The organism is Sporosarcina sp. resist, assembly GCF_014302295.1.
Classification (GTDB): domain Bacteria; phylum Bacillota; class Bacilli; order Bacillales_A; family Planococcaceae; genus Sporosarcina; species Sporosarcina psychrophila.
This window is the reverse complement of the sequence record NZ_CP060287.1, coordinates 3,282,898-3,300,851: the sequence shown is the minus strand read 5'-3', so window position 1 is coordinate 3,300,851 and position 17,954 is coordinate 3,282,898. Positions and strand designations below refer to the sequence as shown.

Below are 17,954 nucleotides of genomic sequence, written 5' to 3'. Positions count from 1 at the left end.
AAGATATTAATGTTTTGATCAGCTACTTCCAAATAAGTGTGGATTATATTTTACGCTTACGTTATATACACAGTAGACATATGCGGATTGCTACACATGCTTCATGTTATCTAAACAAACCAATGATTGGTATCGAGAAAAGTTAGTTGAAACTACAGGATATCGATTTTGTAATGGTTGAAAATTAGAAAGGCGCATATACAGATATAGTAATTAAAAATGATCTATATGGAAGATACTTATGAGCGAGAGAAAATGTAAAATCCATTTTTGTTTCTTGCGGCAACTGGATTGAACAAGTTATAAATTGAATACATTAAGTTATAAAGCATTTCTTTGTAATGAAAAATGCTTTTTATCTATGTCTAAAATTAAAAGGATATTCATACAACGATAAAAATATGGTAATAAATGATAATAGTTTATTGTTAAACGATAAAATATGTGCTAAAATAAAATTAATAATAAATAAGTGAGGTGTTTTTTTATGAAACAAGGTTCAACACTCTTTTTAAAGATAGCTGTATTTCTTATTGGAATCCCAGTTCTTGCTTTGTGCATATTCGGGTTACCTTGGTTAACTAATAATCCAGTAGATCCAGACTATGCCCACATACTATATCCCATTTTAATAGGCATGTATGTATCAGTTATCCCGTTTTTCTTTGCATTGTATCAGGCATTTAAACTTTTAAGCTATATTGACAAGAACCAATCTTTCTCTGAACTGTCTGTCAAATCTCTGAAAAAAATCAAGTTTTGTGCAATGTCAATCAGTGGTTTGTATGTTGTAATTATGCCATTTGTTTATCTCGTAGCAGATCTAGACGATGCCCCAGGTCTCATAATAATTGGAATGGTCCCTATCTTTGCTTCAATGGTAATCGCAGTATTCGCTGCTGTTCTTCATAGACTTTTACAAGAAGCGATTGATATAAAATCGGAAAATGACTTAATAGTCTGAGGTGATAACGATGGCAATTATAATCAATATTGATGTGATGCTGGCTAAAAGGAAAATGAGCGTTACGGAACTTTCGGAGAGGGTTGGAATTACGATGGCTAATCTTTCTATATTGAAAAATGGAAAGGCAAAGGCGGTTCGACTATCGACTTTAGAGGCGATTTGTAAGGCTTTAGACTGTCAGCCTGGAGATGTTTTAGAATACAAAAGTGATGAAGACACGATGCTTAATTGATAGAGCCTCTGGACGCTGGAGGACTCCCGCTGTCACCGTCATATAGACGAATTGATGGTAATTGCATATATTTAAATAAGGATAACCTTGCTATATCGGCAAGGTTATCCTTATTTATATTAAAGAAAATATACTATATTTGTTGAATTAAAGAATCCCATTGAAGCTGTGGCGCTCAATAAGGAGAGAGTTGTAATTCGGGGTGTGGATTGTAGAACGCTTTGCGCTTTGGGATGTCTTTACCGCGCCTTCGCTAGGGTGTTCATTATCGAGAGAAATGTGATTTTGAGATGTACATGCTGAGATTATAAGGTGATTACTAGTTGTTATTAATTATATTCAAGAAAGACGCACTCCAGGTTGCAGAGCTCATCACAAATTATGAAATGCTCTTTCTCACATAGACCCATCCAGCGAAGGCGCGACTTCGTGGTAGCCGGAGCGATAAGACTGAAAGGGGTCTTCTTTCTGGCTTATCGCGGGAGGCATCCACAAAGCGTCCAAGCGGTATTGGCGGGAATTCTAATTAGTTCTAAGTATCGGGATTTTTTCAGTGATCTCCCAAAAGTCCTTGTAAAGCGCATACGCCGTATTCATTTATAAAAAAAATCCAAATTTAAGACAATCAACGTTGCCCTCCACCTCCCGTAACGATGCGATTATTGAAGGTCCACTACAATCAAATACTGCACAAAAAAACTAATCTCACTTTAACTTCTGTAAGCTGTTGACAATCTTCTAAAAAGTATCTAATATATAAATGAGAGTGATAATCGTTATCAATTAAATTTAACGTATAACTAATCCTTAGAAAAGTAAAAGAAGGAAAGAAACCTTAATCAATCGATACGATTACATATAGAAAGGAAGTACTGAAAATGTCAGCTATTACAGTAGATCAAGTTGCGATTGGTTATTCAAGCACACTAATAATTGATGAATTAAGTGTGTCTATTCCTGAAAAAAAGATAACTACGATCATTGGTCCGAATGGCTGTGGGAAATCTACTTTATTGAAAGCGATTTCGCGCGTATTGAAAACGAAAAGCGGTGCGGTCTATCTTGATGGACGTGCAATCCATCAGTTAGAAACGAAAGAAGTAGCCAAGAAGATGGCGATTTTGCCACAGTCAGCTAACGCTCCAGGGGGACTTACTGTATTTGAATTGGTTTCCTATGGCCGTTTCCCACACCAAAGTGGCTTTGGTTCATTAAAGAAGGAAGATTATGAGTATATTTACTGGGCGATTGAAGTAACCGGATTAAATGAGTTTAAGGATCGCCCTGTTGAAGCATTATCAGGTGGACAAAGGCAACGCGTGTGGATTGCGATGGCGCTTGCGCAGGACACTGAAATTCTAATTCTCGACGAACCGACTACATATTTAGATTTAGCGCATCAACTCGATATCCTACTTCTCCTACAGCGACTTAATGAGGAGGAAGGCCGGACAATCGTCATGGTTCTACACGATTTGAATCATGCATCCCGTTTTTCTGATTATTTGATTGCCATGAAAGATGGCACATTAGTAAAAGAGGGGACACCAGAAGAGGTGATGACTTGCGCTAATTTACAGCTTGTATTTAACATAGACGCCAGGATAACAACTTGTCCATTTAGTGAAAATCCAATTTGTCTATCGTATCAATTGTGTCAGAAGGAACGGTAAACCTTTTTCTCAATGAGGTATGCCGCTTGTAAGTTCGTTTTGGGGAGGAAAATGTATGTCTGCTTCAGCGGAGGTTTCTGCCGAGATAGAAAAGCTAACAGAAATTAAGAAACACTCACATCCAATTGTGGCTGTTGTTGTTTTATTCGGAGGTATGTTTGCATTACTTGTTGCAATTGGTCTATCCATTTCATTTGGAGCTGCAGACATAAAGTTAGCAACTGTTTGGACGGCTGTGTTTCATTTTGATCCTGATCTAACACAGCATCAAATTATTCGAGAAATACGCATGCCGCGCGTTCTTGGTGCTGCAATGGTTGGATCGTGTTTTGCTGTAGCTGGTGCACTTATGCAGGGGATGACTCGGAATCCACTAGCGGATTCCGGTCTTTTGGGCTTAAATGCAGGTGCTGCATTTATGCTGGCACTCTGTTTTGCTTTTTTGCCCGGCCTACCATATATGTACTTAATCATGTATTCCTTTTTAGGTGCTGGTCTAGGTGTTGGAATCGTGTATGGAGTCGGCTCGATGTCACGAGGCGGTTTGACTTCAATGCGACTTGTCCTTGCTGGGGCTGCAGTAAGCGCATTGTTAGGAGCACTTAGCGAAGGAGTTGCCCTTTATTTCCGTATTGGGCAAGATTTAGCCTTTTGGTATGCTGGCGGTGTATCGGGAACGAAATGGGTTCATCTCCAAATCATGACCCCATGGATTATCGTTGCAATGATCGGTGCACTGATTCTTTCACGTTCAATCACACTCTTAAGCCTTGGAGAAGAAGTAGCAATTGGACTAGGACAACGAACAAAGACGATTAAACTAGTTGGGATGATTATTGTGCTAATCCTAGCTGGAGCTGCTGTTTCTGTAGTAGGGGCAGTTGGTTTTGTTGGATTAATCGTTCCTCATCTCACTCGTTTTCTAGTTGGTCATGATTATCGTTGGATTATTCCTTGTTCAATTGTGCTGGGTGGTCTTTTAGTAGTTTTGGCGGATCTCGGAGCACGAATGATTAATCCTCCATATGAAACACCAATTGGCGCATTGATTGCTTTAATTGGGGTTCCGTTCTTCCTGTATCTTGCACGAAAAGGAGGAAAAGAACTATGAAAGAAAAGATTAATATGACAAAGAACCAACATCGGGCAAAGACTAAAAATCTGATGATTATCGGTGTTCTTGGATTGCTCATTGTCGTTGCTTTCATGATTAGCATGAATACCGGTTTTATTAAATTGACACCGCTTGAAGTGATCCGAACGTTGTTTGGGTTTGGAACGGAGAAGCAACACCTCATTCTATTTGAATTTCGATTACCTCGTATAGTTATTGCAGTATTGGTAGGGATGGGACTAGCAGTTTCGGGCTGTGTGCTACAAGGGATATCCCGTAATGCTTTGGCGGATCCGGGCATATTGGGGATTAACGCAGGTGCTGGGCTAGCTGTCATGCTATTTATATCATTTTTCCCATCAACTACAGCTACACCTGTCTTTTTACTTCCTGTTTTAGCGTTTTTAGGAGCAGGAATAACAGCGGTGATCATTTATTCGTTAGCTTATAAACGACATGAGGGAATTTCACCTATGCGGCTACTGCTCACGGGTGTGGCAGTAGCGGCCGGTATTAGTTCGGTCATGATTGTTTTAACACTGCGCTTAAGTCCAGAGAATTATCAATTTGTTGCTACTTGGTTAGCGGGCAGTATTTGGGGGTCAAATTGGAAATTTGTGCTGTCCTTGTTGCCCTGGATCCTCGTTTTAATACCATTTGTATTTTCGAAAGCACGTGTATTAAACGTACTAAATTTAGGAGATTTAACAGCAGCTGGCTTAGGTGCCTCGATTGAAAAAGAGCGGCGTATATTACTTGCTGCAGCTGTTGGATTAGCGGGAGCTAGCGTGTCAGTTAGTGGTGGTATCGGATTTGTAGGGCTGATTGGTCCTCATTTGGCACGTCAACTAGTCGGATCTAGACATCAATTTTTAATACCAGCTGCAGCTTTGACCGGGGGGTTGTTAGTCCTTGTTGCGGATACACTTGGTCGTTGGATACTACAGCCATCAGAGATACCAGCAGGAATTGTCGTCGCTGTTATTGGGGCACCATACTTCCTTTACCTATTGTCACGCTTGAAAGATTGATGTATCTGAGCCTTCGTCTGTGTAAAAATCCTTATGAAGTTATTGTACTCTATAGAATTGTTATTTCTTTGATAAAAAAACGAATAGTAGGAGAATGAATCGATGTTAACTAATAAAAAAAGAACTGTAATCATGTCTAGTTTTATAGCACTATCACTAACTTTAGTTGGGTGTGGCGACACTAGTGAAAATGGTGCCAAAACCAAAGATACCAAAACAGAACAGGCAGCTGAAGAGCTTTCAACGGAACGAATACTAACAGATGCAATGGGGCATGAAGTGACAATACCTGCAAAACCTGAGCGTATTATTGCTTCTTATTTAGAAGATAATTTAGTAGCACTCGATATTACGCCTCTTGCACAGTGGACAGTAAATGACGGCGCATCGATTCAAAATTATTTACAAGACTATTTAAAAGACGTACCGACAATTCCATATGACCTTCCATTTGAAGTCGTGACAAGCTTTTCTCCGGATTTACTCGTTATGAGCTCTGCGGAAGCAGTGGAGGGGGGGAAATACGAGCAGTATTCAAAAATTGCGCCTACATATGTGCTTGAAGTAGAGAATAACAGTGATTGGCGCGAAAAATTATTAAAAGTAGGTGAGATTTTCGAGAAAACGGATGAAGCAAAACAGGTATTAGAAGAATATGAGAAAAAAGCAACGGACTCAAAGAAGATTATACAGGATTCGATTGGCTCTGAATCAGCTGCAGCTGTTTGGCTCGTTAATAATACATTCTTTATAGTTAGCGAAAATGTATCCAGTGGAGCTGTCTTATACGGTGATCTTGGTCTTTCAACTCCAAATGTGGTCAAAGAAATTTCAAGCACCGCTACAGGAAATTGGTCGGAGATTTCCTTAGAACGATTAGCTGAACTAGATGCAGATCATATCTTCTTGATTAATAGTGATAAAGGAAATGGCGCAGAAATGTTACTGGATCCAGTATGGAAAAATATACCGGCCGTGAAAAATGGACATATTTATGAATATGCCGCTGAGACTAGCTGGTTATATTCAGGACCGATTGCTAATACTCAAATTATTGATGGTGTTGTAGAATCACTTACCAAGTAAAACTCGTATAGAAGAGAATATAATCAACTCCAATTTTAAACAATAACACGTTAAAATTGACGTAGTTGGCTATATTTTTTTATATGTCATTGAGAATGAAAATCGTTATCAATAAGGAGGATATCAATGTTTAAGAATAAATCTCAACTTATCTTTAGTCTATTACTCGTTATACTTACTATAATGATTGCTGCTTGTGGAAGTTCGAGCAGTCAAACATCAGATACTAAGAAAGGTACGGAAGAAGCAAAGAATGATAAGGCTGAAAGTGAACAACCAGAAACAAGAATTGTTAAAACAATTCACGGCGATATTGAAATACCGGCAAACGCAAAAAGGATTGTTGTAGATAGCTATTTACCTACACTACTTATCCTTGGAGAAAAACCTGTTGGTGCAACAAAAACAGATCTTGAGAACGTACATATACAGGATTTGATAACTGGTATTGAGAGTACCGGCGAGAGTGCTGTGGAAACAATATTGGGTTTAAATCCAGATTTGATTATTAGTGCGGATTCTGAAAAAAACACATTTGAGAAGTTTTCCAAAATGGCACCTACTGTGATTATTCCCTACGAAACATATAGCGATGCTTACGAGGAAGTAAGAGCAATTGGGGAGATGCTAGGCAAAAGCAAAGAAGCAGAAGAATGGCTGACTTCTTTTGATGAGAAAATTCAACAACAAAGAGATAAAGTCAAGGCGGTAATGGGAGCGGGAGAAACAGTTTCTATCTTCGGCGCATTCGGTAAAGACTCGTACATCTATGGTGATGGCATTTATCGAGGCGGACAAGCAATCTACAAGCATCTTCAGTTAACTCCGCAGGAGCGTATTAAAACAGAGTTAATAGATGCTGGGGAGACATTCAAACAAGTTTCCTTTGAAGTACTGACTGATTATGCTGGTGATTATATCTTTTTCGATCAATCACATGGTGGTACGTTAGATAAAGAGGATCCTGTTTGGGAATCTGTAGATGCAGTCAAAAAGAATAATGTTTTCTATCTTGATGGAAAACGGTTTTGGCCATATGATCCGATTGCTGTGTTAGCACAAGCGGAAGAAGTAGCGGATATGCTTGTCGCTAAGAAACAGAACGAAAAATAATTCATAAAGGGTAGGCTAGTTCTGTATGGGGCTTGATGTCAGACCTAGCCTCTTAACATTTTCACCAAGTGAATAGTTGATGAAGGCCCCACACAAAAACAATAATGTAAGGAACGTGATACCTATTGCTAAAACGTTTTTTCTCTTATTATAAACCATATAAAAAACTTTTCATTTTGGACTTTTCCTGTGCAGTCATTGCCGCATTACTAGAGTTAGCTTTTCCACTAGCGGTCCATCGTGTAGTGGATGATTTATTACCAAGCTCAAACTGGACCTGGATTCTATGGGGGTGTGTCTCGTTACTTGGAATTTATATTATCAGTGCAGCTCTCCATTATGTTGTCACTTACTGGGGTCATAAGCTGGGCATTAATATAGAATCGGATATGCGAAAAGATCTCTTTACGCATGTACAGAAGTTATCGTTCCGATTTTTTGATAATAATAAAACAGGTCATTTAGTTTCTAGAATGACAAACGATTTAATGGATATTGGTGAAATCGCGCATCATGGACCGGAGGATTTCTTCATAGCACTTATGACACTCACTGGTGCATTTGCAATTATGTTCACGATAAACCCAGAATTAGCTGTACTCACTTTTATTATTGTTCCACTTATTATTAGTCTTTCTTTGTACTTCAGTAAGAAAATGTCTGTAGCATTTAGCCGCTTCTTTACGGATATTGCAGATTTTAATGCACGTGTAGAAAATAATGTGAGTGGAATGCGCGTTGTTCAAGCATTTTCCAATGAAGATCATGAAATTGCTCAATTCAATAAAAACAACATTCGTTTTCGTGATTCAAAGTTAATCGCTTATCGTGTTATGGCTTGGAATTCATCGATTAGCTATATTCTCATGAAAATTGTCACATTGTTTGTTCTACTATGCGGAACATGGTTTGTTATCAATAAAAACATGACGTACGGAGAGTTCCTTGCCTTTATCCTACTGTCGAATGTGTTTTTAGGACCGATTCAGCAAATCAATGGTGTTATTGAAATGTATCCCAAAGGAATTGCTGGATTCAAGCGATTTACTGAAATGCTAGATACAGAGCCAGATGTAGCAGATGCTCCGGATGCAATGGATGTCGGACATTTGGAAGGAAATATAAAGTTCCAGGACGTATCGTTTGGGTATGAAGGTAAAGATAATGTGTTGGAGCATATTAATTTAACGATTCGTGCTGGAGAAACAGTAGCCCTTGTTGGACCATCAGGTGCTGGAAAAACGACGATTTGTAGTCTATTACCTCGTTTTTACGATATAAAGGAAGGTTCTTTACTGATTGATGGAATTGAAACTAGAAAAATGACCCTTGCCTCTCTCCGTGCCCAAATTGGAATTGTTCAACAAGATGTATTTCTATTTGACGGATCGATTCGAGAGAATATCGCATATGGCGATCTAGATGCTTCAGAAGAAGAGATATGGGAAGCGGCGAAAAGAGCTCAGTTGGAAGATATTATTCTTTCTCAATCAGAAGGAATGGATACGATGATAGGGGAGCGTGGTGTTAAACTTTCAGGTGGACAAAAACAGCGTCTATCTATAGCTCGAATGTTCCTGAAAAATCCATCTATCCTCATTTTGGATGAAGCTACATCAGCACTTGATACTGAAACTGAGGTCGCAATTCAACAGGCCTTAACTGAGTTATCTATTGGGCGTACAACACTTGTGATTGCACATCGATTAGCAACGATTAAAAATGCAGATCGGATAATTGTTGTGACAGAGGAAGGTATTACAGAACAAGGCAGTCATCAAGAGTTACTCGATCTAAAAGGGGCTTATAATAGACTACACGAAGCACAATTTGGTGTGTAAAAGAGAACCCAAGCTATGGAAAGAAAATGACACTCTAGCACTTTCTACAGTGTGTACCTTACTTACTTTTAAAAAAGAGTATGCATCTTATCATGCAATGGACTATAAGAAAGAGACTCTTTCTTAAATAAAAAAGACAAGACTCTGGAGAAGACATCAGCCGCCAAAATTGTATCTTTGGCGGCTTTTACACAGATTAGAAGCCCAGCTATTCTCTCGTCCGGAAAAACGTTAGCACTTTGTGTACGTATGCATTTGGAGCGCGAAGGATGAATAAACACCATACGATTATCAAAAAAATGTGTAGGGATGTGATGAACTCGCATTCCTACACATCAAGACATCTTGGTAATCGTATAGAGGTCGTTTAATCCAAAAGCGATCCAATTATACTGTACACGAAGCACCTAGTGTTGGTTCAGTTATTTACTGTTTTTGTTGGTTAATCAGCACATGTGTGATTTTATGTGAGGAAATGATTTCTATATAATTGAGATACTTAGGTATAGTCAATTGTACTGTTACTAGTTGGAAATTAAGTGATTAAGAGGGGATGTAGTGATGGCTAATCATTTATCTAAGCATAATATCTCATTATCTCATACATATTATTACCCTGTAAGCATAGCTAACTGGGAAGGTTCTTTACCTTGTATTGATGAAGAAATGACACGATTCCCTTGTATTCTCGTTATTATAAATGGAAGCGGTTTACTAGATCTTCAAGAACAGCAATACGAATTGTCACGTGGTTGTGTAATGCTATGGCATAATTCCCATGAATTGAAGGTGTTTACACAATTGCATACAAGTTTTAAGGGGACATTGATTAGCTACCGTTGCTTAACGTCTGATGGTATTCAACCGAATGTATTAAAGCATCCTGAACCTCTTCGGAACTGTTCTTTGAACATATTAAGTCTGACGGCCGAGCTAGAAAGGGCTTCGAAACAACTAAGTGAACGTAAACCGTTTCAATTTCAACAATTATTCGTTGAGCTATTAGCGGTGCTATATGATGAACTAGAGGGACAACAACAGAAAAATAACGCGTGGATGGAACAAGTTCTTCATTATGTAGACACACATTTTCATGAGGATGTGACGCGTGAGCAAATGGCAACAATCGCACAAGTAAGCCCTGAACATTTCTCGCGTGCATTTCGCAGACATACTTCTCAAACCTTCAGTGATTACCTTGCCTTGCTACGGATTCGTGCATCTCAGAATAGGCTGCTATACGATATGCCAAAACTAGAGAAATTGGCACAGGAAGTGGGCTATAAAGAAGGTGCTTATTTAAGTCGGAAATTTAAGCAATTGGTCGGTTTATCACCTACCGCCTATCATCAAAAGAAAAAACGTGTGGTTGCTCTTAATAGTAACCATACTGCATGCTTACTGGCATTAGGTATCACGCCAGAGCTAGGCGTATATTCCTCCTGGATGGAAAGTGTAAATCCAGTGAATCCCTTGCAAAAACTCTATGAATTTGGAATAAGTACATCCTCTTTTTATAACACCATTGCTTCCACTCGGCCTGATTTAATCATTGATTATTATACTGTGAAGGGGAGCAAAGAACTTCTACCGCTGGCTCCCGTGCTTGGCCTTCCTTTCATGGACATGAGCTGGAGAGAGCAATTTCGCCACATTGCTGACGTTGTAGAAAGACAACAGCAGGTAGAGGAATGGCTCGCCCATTACGATGAACAAATATGGGCCTTTAATCAGAAACTGGACCAGCAGATTGGAAAACGGGGAACGGCAGTATTGTGGGAGATCGGTACAAGTTCTGCTTACAGCATTCATAGTAGCCATGGAAGAGGAAGCCAAATCTTGTATGAAGATATCGGCTTTCGTCCTCCAGGCTCTTTGCTTAAGCATGGTATTGAACAACGGGGGTTTGTAGAGGAAGAGATTGAAGCTATTGCAGACCACCCAGCTGACCATATCTTTATTACTGGGATACCTTCAAATCCAGGGACAAAGAAACGAATGAAGCGCTTATTTCAGTCAGAGTCTTGGCTGAAGATGGAGGCAATCAAACAAAATCGGATGTACTTAATTGAACAGCCAGATTTGTTTTATGGCTATGACCCGCTGTCCTCCCAAGCTCAGTTGCATGAGCTTATGAGGGTGCTAATATCACAATAATGAAGGGGATTAGATCATTTTAGTGCATAGACAATTCTATCCAGACCCCTTAATATTATAAGTGATAATGATTATCATTATTAATTAAGGGGGATTTAAAGTTGTATACACAAGAAAACCATCATTGGGGGCAGAGGCTGAGGCTAATTGTTCCGTTAGTATTATTTCTAATCTTGATAGTCCTTTCCGCTTGCGGAGCGACAGAGAAAGCTTCAAATAGCGGAGCGGCCGATAAAGTGGAATCGGACCAAAATTCAGGAGCTAACACGAACAGCACTACGAAAACCATTGCTACAGTAAATGGAGAGATTGAAATTCCTGTCAAACCGCAACGTATTGTAGCAGAGGAATACCTTGGCAGTCTGATTGCCTTAGATGTTATTCCAGTGGGAGCACCGGAACTGACAATTAATAACTATTATTATGAAGATGAACTTTTGGGTGTTTCTGATACTGGAGTTTACGGAAGTCCGTCTGCTGAAAGTATTCTTGCCCTTAACCCGGATCTTATTATTACTGGAAATGGAGAGAGCTATGAGATTTTAAGCAAAATCGCTCCAACAATCGTTATTCCATATGGTGATCTGAAAAATGCTCACGAGGAACTGACCTTTTTCGGTCAACTACTTGGTAAAGAAAAGGAAGCAGAAGTTTGGCTAAATAATTATGACCAGCAAATTGCAGACGCTAAAGCTAAGGTTGATGCAGCTATCGGCAAAGATGCAAGTTTCTCGATTATGGAGGACATTGACAAATCAACATATGTATACGGTGATAATTTCGGCCGTGGCGGACAGCCAGTCTACCAAGCACTAGGACGCAAACCACCTAGCGTTATTGCCGATGAAATTATGGAGAAGCAATGGGCGGAACTCTCGGCGGAAATGTTAGAAAGTTACGCAGGTGATTATATCATTTTGACTTCCAACAGTCGAACAGTTGCCGATTTTGAAGCAGATCCTGTTTGGGGCAGCCTGCCAGCGGTCAAGAATGGTCACCTCTATGTATGGCCAGAGGAACGTTCATGGTATTATGATCCGATTGCTGTCCTTGCTCAGACAAAAGAGCTTGTAACTTGGCTCACTAGTTTAGAAAAATAGAAAAAGGTGCTCCACAGCCTGTTGTATGGCTTAAGGAGCATCTTTTCTTTGCGATATTATTTGATTACTCAAAGTAGGTTGGCTTTATAAGGGCTTCTTTATTTTTCAACATCGAATTTGATGGATGTCTATTTAGGATTAATAAAATAAGTCACATCTGTTTATTAACTAAAAGTAACCAGTGAATAACATAATCTCCTACTAGGCGCTACTTGTATAGTTGCATTTTTCGATTGCTTCGGATTGAATGACTTCTAGCCATAGTAGGACCCAACAGTAAATCTGTCACGAATAGTTAGTCGAAAGCGGGCCGAAAATAGTGCAGTGAAAATGAAGGTCATCAAGCCCTACTCCCTAGTATTTTATGCGAATAAATGGTTAATCAACAGACGTGAAAATAAGTTATTGTATTTTTCGATTTTGTCGTATACACTTAGTTAGTGAAAATGATTCTCATTCTCACTTGTGTTGATTAACTTGAGTAAAAAAGTTATTTAGAAAAGGGGTTAACCGATTGTGAAGAAAAACAAATTAATGATCATGACTGCAATGCTATTCTTGCTGGCTTCAATACTAATTGCGTGTAATAAATCAACGACAAAACCTTCAGAAACAGAGAATGAGACAGAAAAAGCAGAAGTAGAGCAACAAACCGCAGAAACTCGGTCGTTCGAGACCGAAAGAGGTACCGTTGAAATCCCGACAAAGCCATTGCGAATTGTTACAGATTATTACGGAGGAGAGTTGCTTTCTGTTGACGCAAATGTCGTAGGTGTTGAGCCAACAGCTTTTGACAATCCATTTATTAAGGATTTATTAAAAGATGCCGTCGAGATTGGAACGCCAGTGAATATTGAAAAGGTATTAGAACTAAAACCTGATTTAATTGTTGTTATGTATGATGAAAATTACGAGCAACTTTCGAAAATTGCACCAACAATTCATATTCCATATGGAACGGCAACAAATATTCAAGAAACAATCAAATTGTTTGCAGATATTACCGGAAATCATGAGGAAGCAGATAAATTCATTAGCAAATTTGACCAGAAAGCAAAAGAAGGAAGGGAAAAGCTTTCAGCCGTTATTGATGCAGATGCAACATTCGGTATTTATGAATTAACGGACAAAGGTGATCTTTGGATCTTTGGAGACAATGCAGGACGCGGGGGGCAAGCACTGTATAATGCGTTGGAACTTAACATGCCACATGAAAACAACAATGAAGAACAAACACTCCAGCTGTCAATGGAAGTATTACCAGAGTACGCCGCAGACTATATGTTTTTGACAACCTACGATCCTGAGAAAAAAGGAGAGGCTTTAAAGAACTTAAAGGATTCGTCTGTTTGGCAAGGATTGGATGCGATGAAGAATAATCGAGTGTTTTATAACGACTTTGATACATATTACCGATACGATCCGATTGCGATTTATGAGCAAATAGACTTGTTTGTAGACATGCTGATTGAAAATCCAACGAAGTAATTTTTTCATGGTAGTGCTACGTGAGCGTATTTTAACAATATCGTTGTGATTGTTAGTTAAGTATTGAAAACGATTCCACAATGATTTATACTGTTAAATAGTGAGAATGATTATCATTATCAAAAAGATGTGGAAAGATCATTTCAGGTAAATTTTTACGTTTAGCTAGGCGTAGAGAAGGTATTTCGCCTATAAAGAAAATTGATAATAGATATCGTGGCGACAGATTGTATTTTGGGTACTAGTTTGGCTTTCTCGCGCTGCATAATGACTAAATGAAAAAGGAGCATGGATGATGAATTCAGAACAGTTATATGATGTAACAATTATTGGTGGTGGCCCAGCGGGACTTTTTTCCGCTTTTTATAGTGGTCTAAGGGAAATGAAAACTAAGATCATCGAGTTCCAACCTTATTTGGGCGGAAAAGTGCATGTCTATCCGGAGAAAATGATTTGGGATATTGGCGGGCTCACACCGGTTACAGGAGAACGACTGATTGAACAAGTAATTCAGCAAGGATTAACTTTTGAGCCCGAGCTTGTATTAGGGGAAAAAGTAACTTCGATTAACAAAAATGAGGATGGAAATTTTGTTATTCAGACATCTACAAACCAAAAGCATTTGTCCAAAACAGTCATTTTAGCTGTTGGTGGGGGAATCTTGAAACCAACAAAATTAGAAATTGAAGGCGCAGAACGTTTTGAAGTTGCAAATTTGCATTATACAGTGAAATCTCTTGCACGTTTTAAAGGGAAAACCGTATTGATTTCCGGAGGCGGTAATGCCGCTGTTGACTGGGCGAATGAGTTGGAACCGATTGCGGAAAAAGTCTATTTAACTTACCGGAAAGATATGTTGAAAGGGCATGAGGCAGAAGTATCGAAGCTATTCAATAGTTCTGTCGAGTGCTTATTGAATACATCAATCCAAAAACTCATTGCAGCAAGTGACCACGAAACGATTGAGAAGGTGGAGTTAGTTAACGGAGAAGATGGAGATCTGATTCAGCTGTCTGTTGATGAAGTGATTATTAATCATGGCTATGATCGTGATAAAGAATTGACTTCGAATAGTGGGTTAGATATAGAAATGGCGAATGAATACAGTGTTGCAGGCAGTCCCATGAGTGAAACATCTGTACCAGGGCTCTTTGCAGCAGGAGATATTTTGAATCACGAAGGGAAGCTTCATTTAATAGCAGGGGCGTTTCAGGACGCGGCTAATGCTGTGAATAAAGCGAAACAATATATCGCGCCAGATGCTTATGGGCACGGAATGGTCTCTTCACATAATGACATCTTTAAAGAGAAAAATCGTGAATTGGTCAAACATTTGTATGCAGTGAAAAACTAACTTATTTTAATAGTGGCATACCAGCGTATCTTTCTAAAATAGTATCGAGAAGCGTTGAATTGCAGAGGAAAAAGGAGTAACAAAAGATGAAACCAAAACTATTATTTCACACATTATTTATAATAACGCTTCTATCCTTAGCGCTGGTGGGATGTAGCGAACAAGAAACTAATAAAACAGATTCTGAAACAAAACAATCTGAAAAAGAAGCAAAATCAAGTGAAAGCAAAGAAATGAATACATCTACAAGAATCTATAAGGATGTAACCGGAAGAGAAGTAGAGATCCCCGTCAATCCACAGCGTGTTGTGACGACTCAATATTTAGATGCGATGCTTGCGCTTGGTGTGAAGCCGATTGGCGCACCAACACATGTATTGGACAATAACTATTTAGGCGAATTACAAGCTGGGGTAGAAGACCTTGGAAGTCCATTCAGCATCGAGAAAGTGCTGGAAATGGCACCGGACTTAATTATTTCAGCAGATCCTGAAGAAGTGGAGCAACTAAGTAAAATTGCGCCTACGATTGTCATTCCATGGATGTATGGAGATGTTTTCACTCAATTTAAAGAGGTAGCTAATGTCTTGGGTAAAGAGAAAGAAGCCGATGAGTGGATCGCCAGATTAGATGATAAAGCTGCTGAAGGAAGAGAAAAAATTGCTGGTAAAATAGGTAAAGATCAAGTCGTATCGATTTTTATGACATATGAGAAAGATACACTTAGACTTTATGGCGCACGAAACATTGGTCATGTCCTTTATCGATCATTACAATTAACTCCGCCTTCGTTCATTCAAGAAAAGCTGGCAAAAGACCCTGATTTTGAAGAGTTTGTTTACGAAGATATATCAATGGAGAAGTTGCCGGATTATGCAGGGGACAAAATTATCATGTTAACGTATGGGGAAGAAACACAGCAGAAGGATAGTATGCTTTCTCAAATCGAAGAAAGTTCTTTGTGGAAAAGTATTGACGCTGTAAAAAATAATGATGTCTATTATATTGGTGATGATCCGTGGTTTACATATGCTCCGATTGCAATCGAGAAATCATTAGACGAAGCAATTAAACTCTTGTCTGAGTAACGGAGAAAAGAGAAGCAGGAGAGGTCAACGTCTAAACGAGACGTGATATAAAAAATCTTCTGAATGCCATTTTAATTCGTAAGAAGAAAGGGAACTGTCTTTACGGTCTTTTTACAGACTTAGGAAGACAGTTCTTTTTATCTAAAATGGGAAATATATCGATGAATAGATATTATTATAGTGTATAAATTTGTTCATGCGACTATTCTACATAAATTGAACTACTAATTCTATATAATGTCCAGCGAAGACGTCTACTGGGGCCAAGCTTTGTTGGGAGGATTCTTTATTACAACATCACGTCTGTTGGTTAACCATTTATTCGCATAAAAAACTGGTGAGTGGGGCTTGATGACCTTCATTTTCACTGCACTATTTTCGGCCCGCTTTCGACTACCTATTCATGACATATTTACTAAGGAGTCTTATTGTGGCTAGTAGCCTGTCGCGTTCCTACACTATTCAAGTGAAAAATGCAGTTATCATGGCAAAACTTTCCGGAGATGATGCAGAATTACTGAAGTTGCGATCATAATTCGAACTATTGTAGGTACCTACAGTAATAAATCATGAAAGTTTAGATAGTTACGATAGATTCTTGCAAAGGAAACTGACACTATGGAATTTCACGTGCCGAAGATTGTAAACTATGGCACAATGGAGTTAGAAGGTAGTGAATAGTAGGGGGAATGAAAAGTGAAACCAAAAATTTATTCAACATATTCAATACCTGACCAAGTGAAAGACTATATGGCTCAGTATTGTGATATTCGTGAATGGCATGGCGATGGGCGAACTCCGAGGGATATTCTGTTAGAGGAAATTGCTGATGTTGAAGGGTTATATACTGGGGGTAGCAGTATGGTTGGAAGAATTGATGAGGAGTTACTGAATCACGCCCCTCACCTAAAAGTCATTAGTAACGTATCTGTTGGTTACAATAATTTTGATGTAGACGCTATGACTAAACGAAATGTAATTGGAACCAATACGCCATATGTATTGGATGAAACGGTTGCAGATTTAGCATTTGCCCTCATTTTATCCACAGCTAGACGTATCACTGAGTTGGATCGATTCGTCAAAGAGGGAAGCTGGAAACCGACGACAAATTATCGCGAAATCTATGGGAAAGATGTACATAGTACCACGTTAGGCATCATTGGGATGGGGCGAATTGGAGAAGCGATTGCGAGAAGAGCAAAATTCGGATTTAATATGGATGTTCTTTATTTTAATCGGAATAGAAAACAGGCAGCTGAAGAGAAGTATGGTGCGGAGTATTGCGATTTGACCTCACTGTTAACACGTTCCGACTACATTGTGTTGATGACACCTCTTACGCCTGAAACGTTCCAAATCATTGGTAAAGAGGAATTCAAATTGATGAAGAAATCTGCTGTTTTCATAAATATATCTCGCGGTCAGACTGTCGATGAACAAGCGCTTATTCATGCTTTGCAAAACGGAGAAATTCATGGAGCAGGACTGGATGTATTCGAAAAAGAGCCTGTGGATCCAACTAATCCATTACTTCAAATGTCGAATGTCGTGACAGTCCCTCACATCGGATCTGCTACAGCGAGAACGGAAGCGGCAATGGCGATGCGAGCGGCAGAGAATTTAGTAGCTGTTTTAACGGGGAAAGAACCAATAGATCCCGTCGGAAAATAAATTTTGGGTATGTTGTGTGCAAGAGGAGCATCCTGA

14 protein-coding genes are annotated in these 17,954 nt (G+C 39.0%); all 14 read left to right on the top strand.

Annotation, left to right across the window (positions count from 1 at the left end):
* Positions 1-487 precede the first annotated feature (487 nt).
* The 14 genes from H7992_RS16185 to H7992_RS16120 all read left to right on the top strand — a co-directional run bounded on the left by H7992_RS16185 (position 488) and on the right by H7992_RS16120 (position 17,918).
* On the top strand, positions 488-964 hold the full coding sequence (locus H7992_RS16185) for a DUF2975 domain-containing protein (RefSeq protein WP_187045270.1): 477 nt from the start codon (positions 488-490) through the stop codon (positions 962-964).
* Positions 965-974: 10 nt separating this feature from the next.
* Complete coding sequence (locus H7992_RS16180; RefSeq protein WP_067210825.1) at positions 975-1,199, top strand: helix-turn-helix domain-containing protein; 225 nt, start codon at positions 975-977, stop codon at positions 1,197-1,199.
* Positions 1,200-2,077: 878 nt separating this feature from the next.
* Positions 2,078-2,872 (top strand): ABC transporter ATP-binding protein, encoded by a 795-nt coding sequence (locus H7992_RS16175; RefSeq protein WP_067210822.1) that lies wholly within the window; start codon positions 2,078-2,080, stop codon positions 2,870-2,872.
* Positions 2,873-2,927: 55 nt separating this feature from the next.
* Positions 2,928-3,983, top strand: a complete 1,056-nt coding sequence (locus tag H7992_RS16170) for a FecCD family ABC transporter permease (protein ID WP_187045269.1) — start codon at positions 2,928-2,930, stop codon at positions 3,981-3,983.
* 14 nt (positions 3,984-3,997) lie between these two features.
* A complete protein-coding gene (locus H7992_RS16165; RefSeq protein ID WP_370570007.1) occupies positions 3,998-5,017 on the top strand; it encodes a FecCD family ABC transporter permease in 1,020 nt (339 codons plus the stop codon).
* Between the two features lie 102 nt (positions 5,018-5,119).
* Complete coding sequence (locus H7992_RS16160) at positions 5,120-6,103, top strand: iron-hydroxamate ABC transporter substrate-binding protein (protein WP_187045267.1); 984 nt, start codon at positions 5,120-5,122, stop codon at positions 6,101-6,103.
* 126 nt (positions 6,104-6,229) lie between these two features.
* Complete coding sequence (locus tag H7992_RS16155) at positions 6,230-7,216, top strand: ABC transporter substrate-binding protein (protein WP_187045266.1); 987 nt, start codon at positions 6,230-6,232, stop codon at positions 7,214-7,216.
* 125 nt (positions 7,217-7,341) lie between these two features.
* Complete coding sequence (locus H7992_RS16150; protein ID WP_187045265.1) at positions 7,342-9,057, top strand: ABC transporter ATP-binding protein; 1,716 nt, start codon at positions 7,342-7,344, stop codon at positions 9,055-9,057.
* A gap of 561 nt (positions 9,058-9,618) precedes the next feature.
* Positions 9,619-11,214 carry an AraC family transcriptional regulator gene (locus tag H7992_RS16145; RefSeq protein ID WP_187045264.1) on the top strand — a complete coding sequence of 532 codons (1,596 nt, stop codon included), beginning with the start codon at positions 9,619-9,621 and terminating at the stop codon, positions 11,212-11,214.
* A gap of 101 nt (positions 11,215-11,315) precedes the next feature.
* Positions 11,316-12,314 carry an ABC transporter substrate-binding protein gene (locus tag H7992_RS16140; protein WP_187045263.1) on the top strand — a complete coding sequence of 333 codons (999 nt, stop codon included), beginning with the start codon at positions 11,316-11,318 and terminating at the stop codon, positions 12,312-12,314.
* A 513-nt stretch (positions 12,315-12,827) separates the two neighbouring features.
* Positions 12,828-13,802, top strand: coding sequence for an iron-hydroxamate ABC transporter substrate-binding protein (locus H7992_RS16135; RefSeq protein ID WP_370570006.1), 975 nt, complete (start codon positions 12,828-12,830; stop codon positions 13,800-13,802).
* 295 nt (positions 13,803-14,097) lie between these two features.
* Positions 14,098-15,156, top strand: coding sequence for an NAD(P)/FAD-dependent oxidoreductase (locus H7992_RS16130; RefSeq protein ID WP_067210805.1), 1,059 nt, complete (start codon positions 14,098-14,100; stop codon positions 15,154-15,156).
* Between the two features lie 86 nt (positions 15,157-15,242).
* Entirely contained in the window at positions 15,243-16,244 is a 1,002-nt protein-coding gene (locus tag H7992_RS16125) for an ABC transporter substrate-binding protein (protein ID WP_187045262.1), read from the top strand.
* Between the two features lie 750 nt (positions 16,245-16,994).
* Positions 16,995-17,918, top strand: coding sequence for a 2-hydroxyacid dehydrogenase (locus H7992_RS16120; protein WP_187047928.1), 924 nt, complete (start codon positions 16,995-16,997; stop codon positions 17,916-17,918).
* The last annotated feature ends 36 nt before the right edge of the window (positions 17,919-17,954 follow it).

Coding starts and splice junctions, on each gene's coding strand:
- H7992_RS16185 (WP_187045270.1), top strand. CDS start 488: ATGAAACAAGGTTCAACACTCTTTTTAAAGATAGCTGTATTTCTTATT.
- H7992_RS16180 (WP_067210825.1), top strand. CDS start 975: ATGGCAATTATAATCAATATTGATGTGATGCTGGCTAAAAGGAAAATG.
- H7992_RS16175 (WP_067210822.1), top strand. CDS start 2,078: ATGTCAGCTATTACAGTAGATCAAGTTGCGATTGGTTATTCAAGCACA.
- H7992_RS16170 (WP_187045269.1), top strand. CDS start 2,928: ATGTCTGCTTCAGCGGAGGTTTCTGCCGAGATAGAAAAGCTAACAGAA.
- H7992_RS16165 (WP_370570007.1), top strand. CDS start 3,998: ATGACAAAGAACCAACATCGGGCAAAGACTAAAAATCTGATGATTATC.
- H7992_RS16160 (WP_187045267.1), top strand. CDS start 5,120: ATGTTAACTAATAAAAAAAGAACTGTAATCATGTCTAGTTTTATAGCA.
- H7992_RS16155 (WP_187045266.1), top strand. CDS start 6,230: ATGTTTAAGAATAAATCTCAACTTATCTTTAGTCTATTACTCGTTATA.
- H7992_RS16145 (WP_187045264.1), top strand. CDS start 9,619: ATGGCTAATCATTTATCTAAGCATAATATCTCATTATCTCATACATAT.
- H7992_RS16130 (WP_067210805.1), top strand. CDS start 14,098: ATGAATTCAGAACAGTTATATGATGTAACAATTATTGGTGGTGGCCCA.
- H7992_RS16125 (WP_187045262.1), top strand. CDS start 15,243: ATGAAACCAAAACTATTATTTCACACATTATTTATAATAACGCTTCTA.
- H7992_RS16120 (WP_187047928.1), top strand. CDS start 16,995: ATGGCTCAGTATTGTGATATTCGTGAATGGCATGGCGATGGGCGAACT.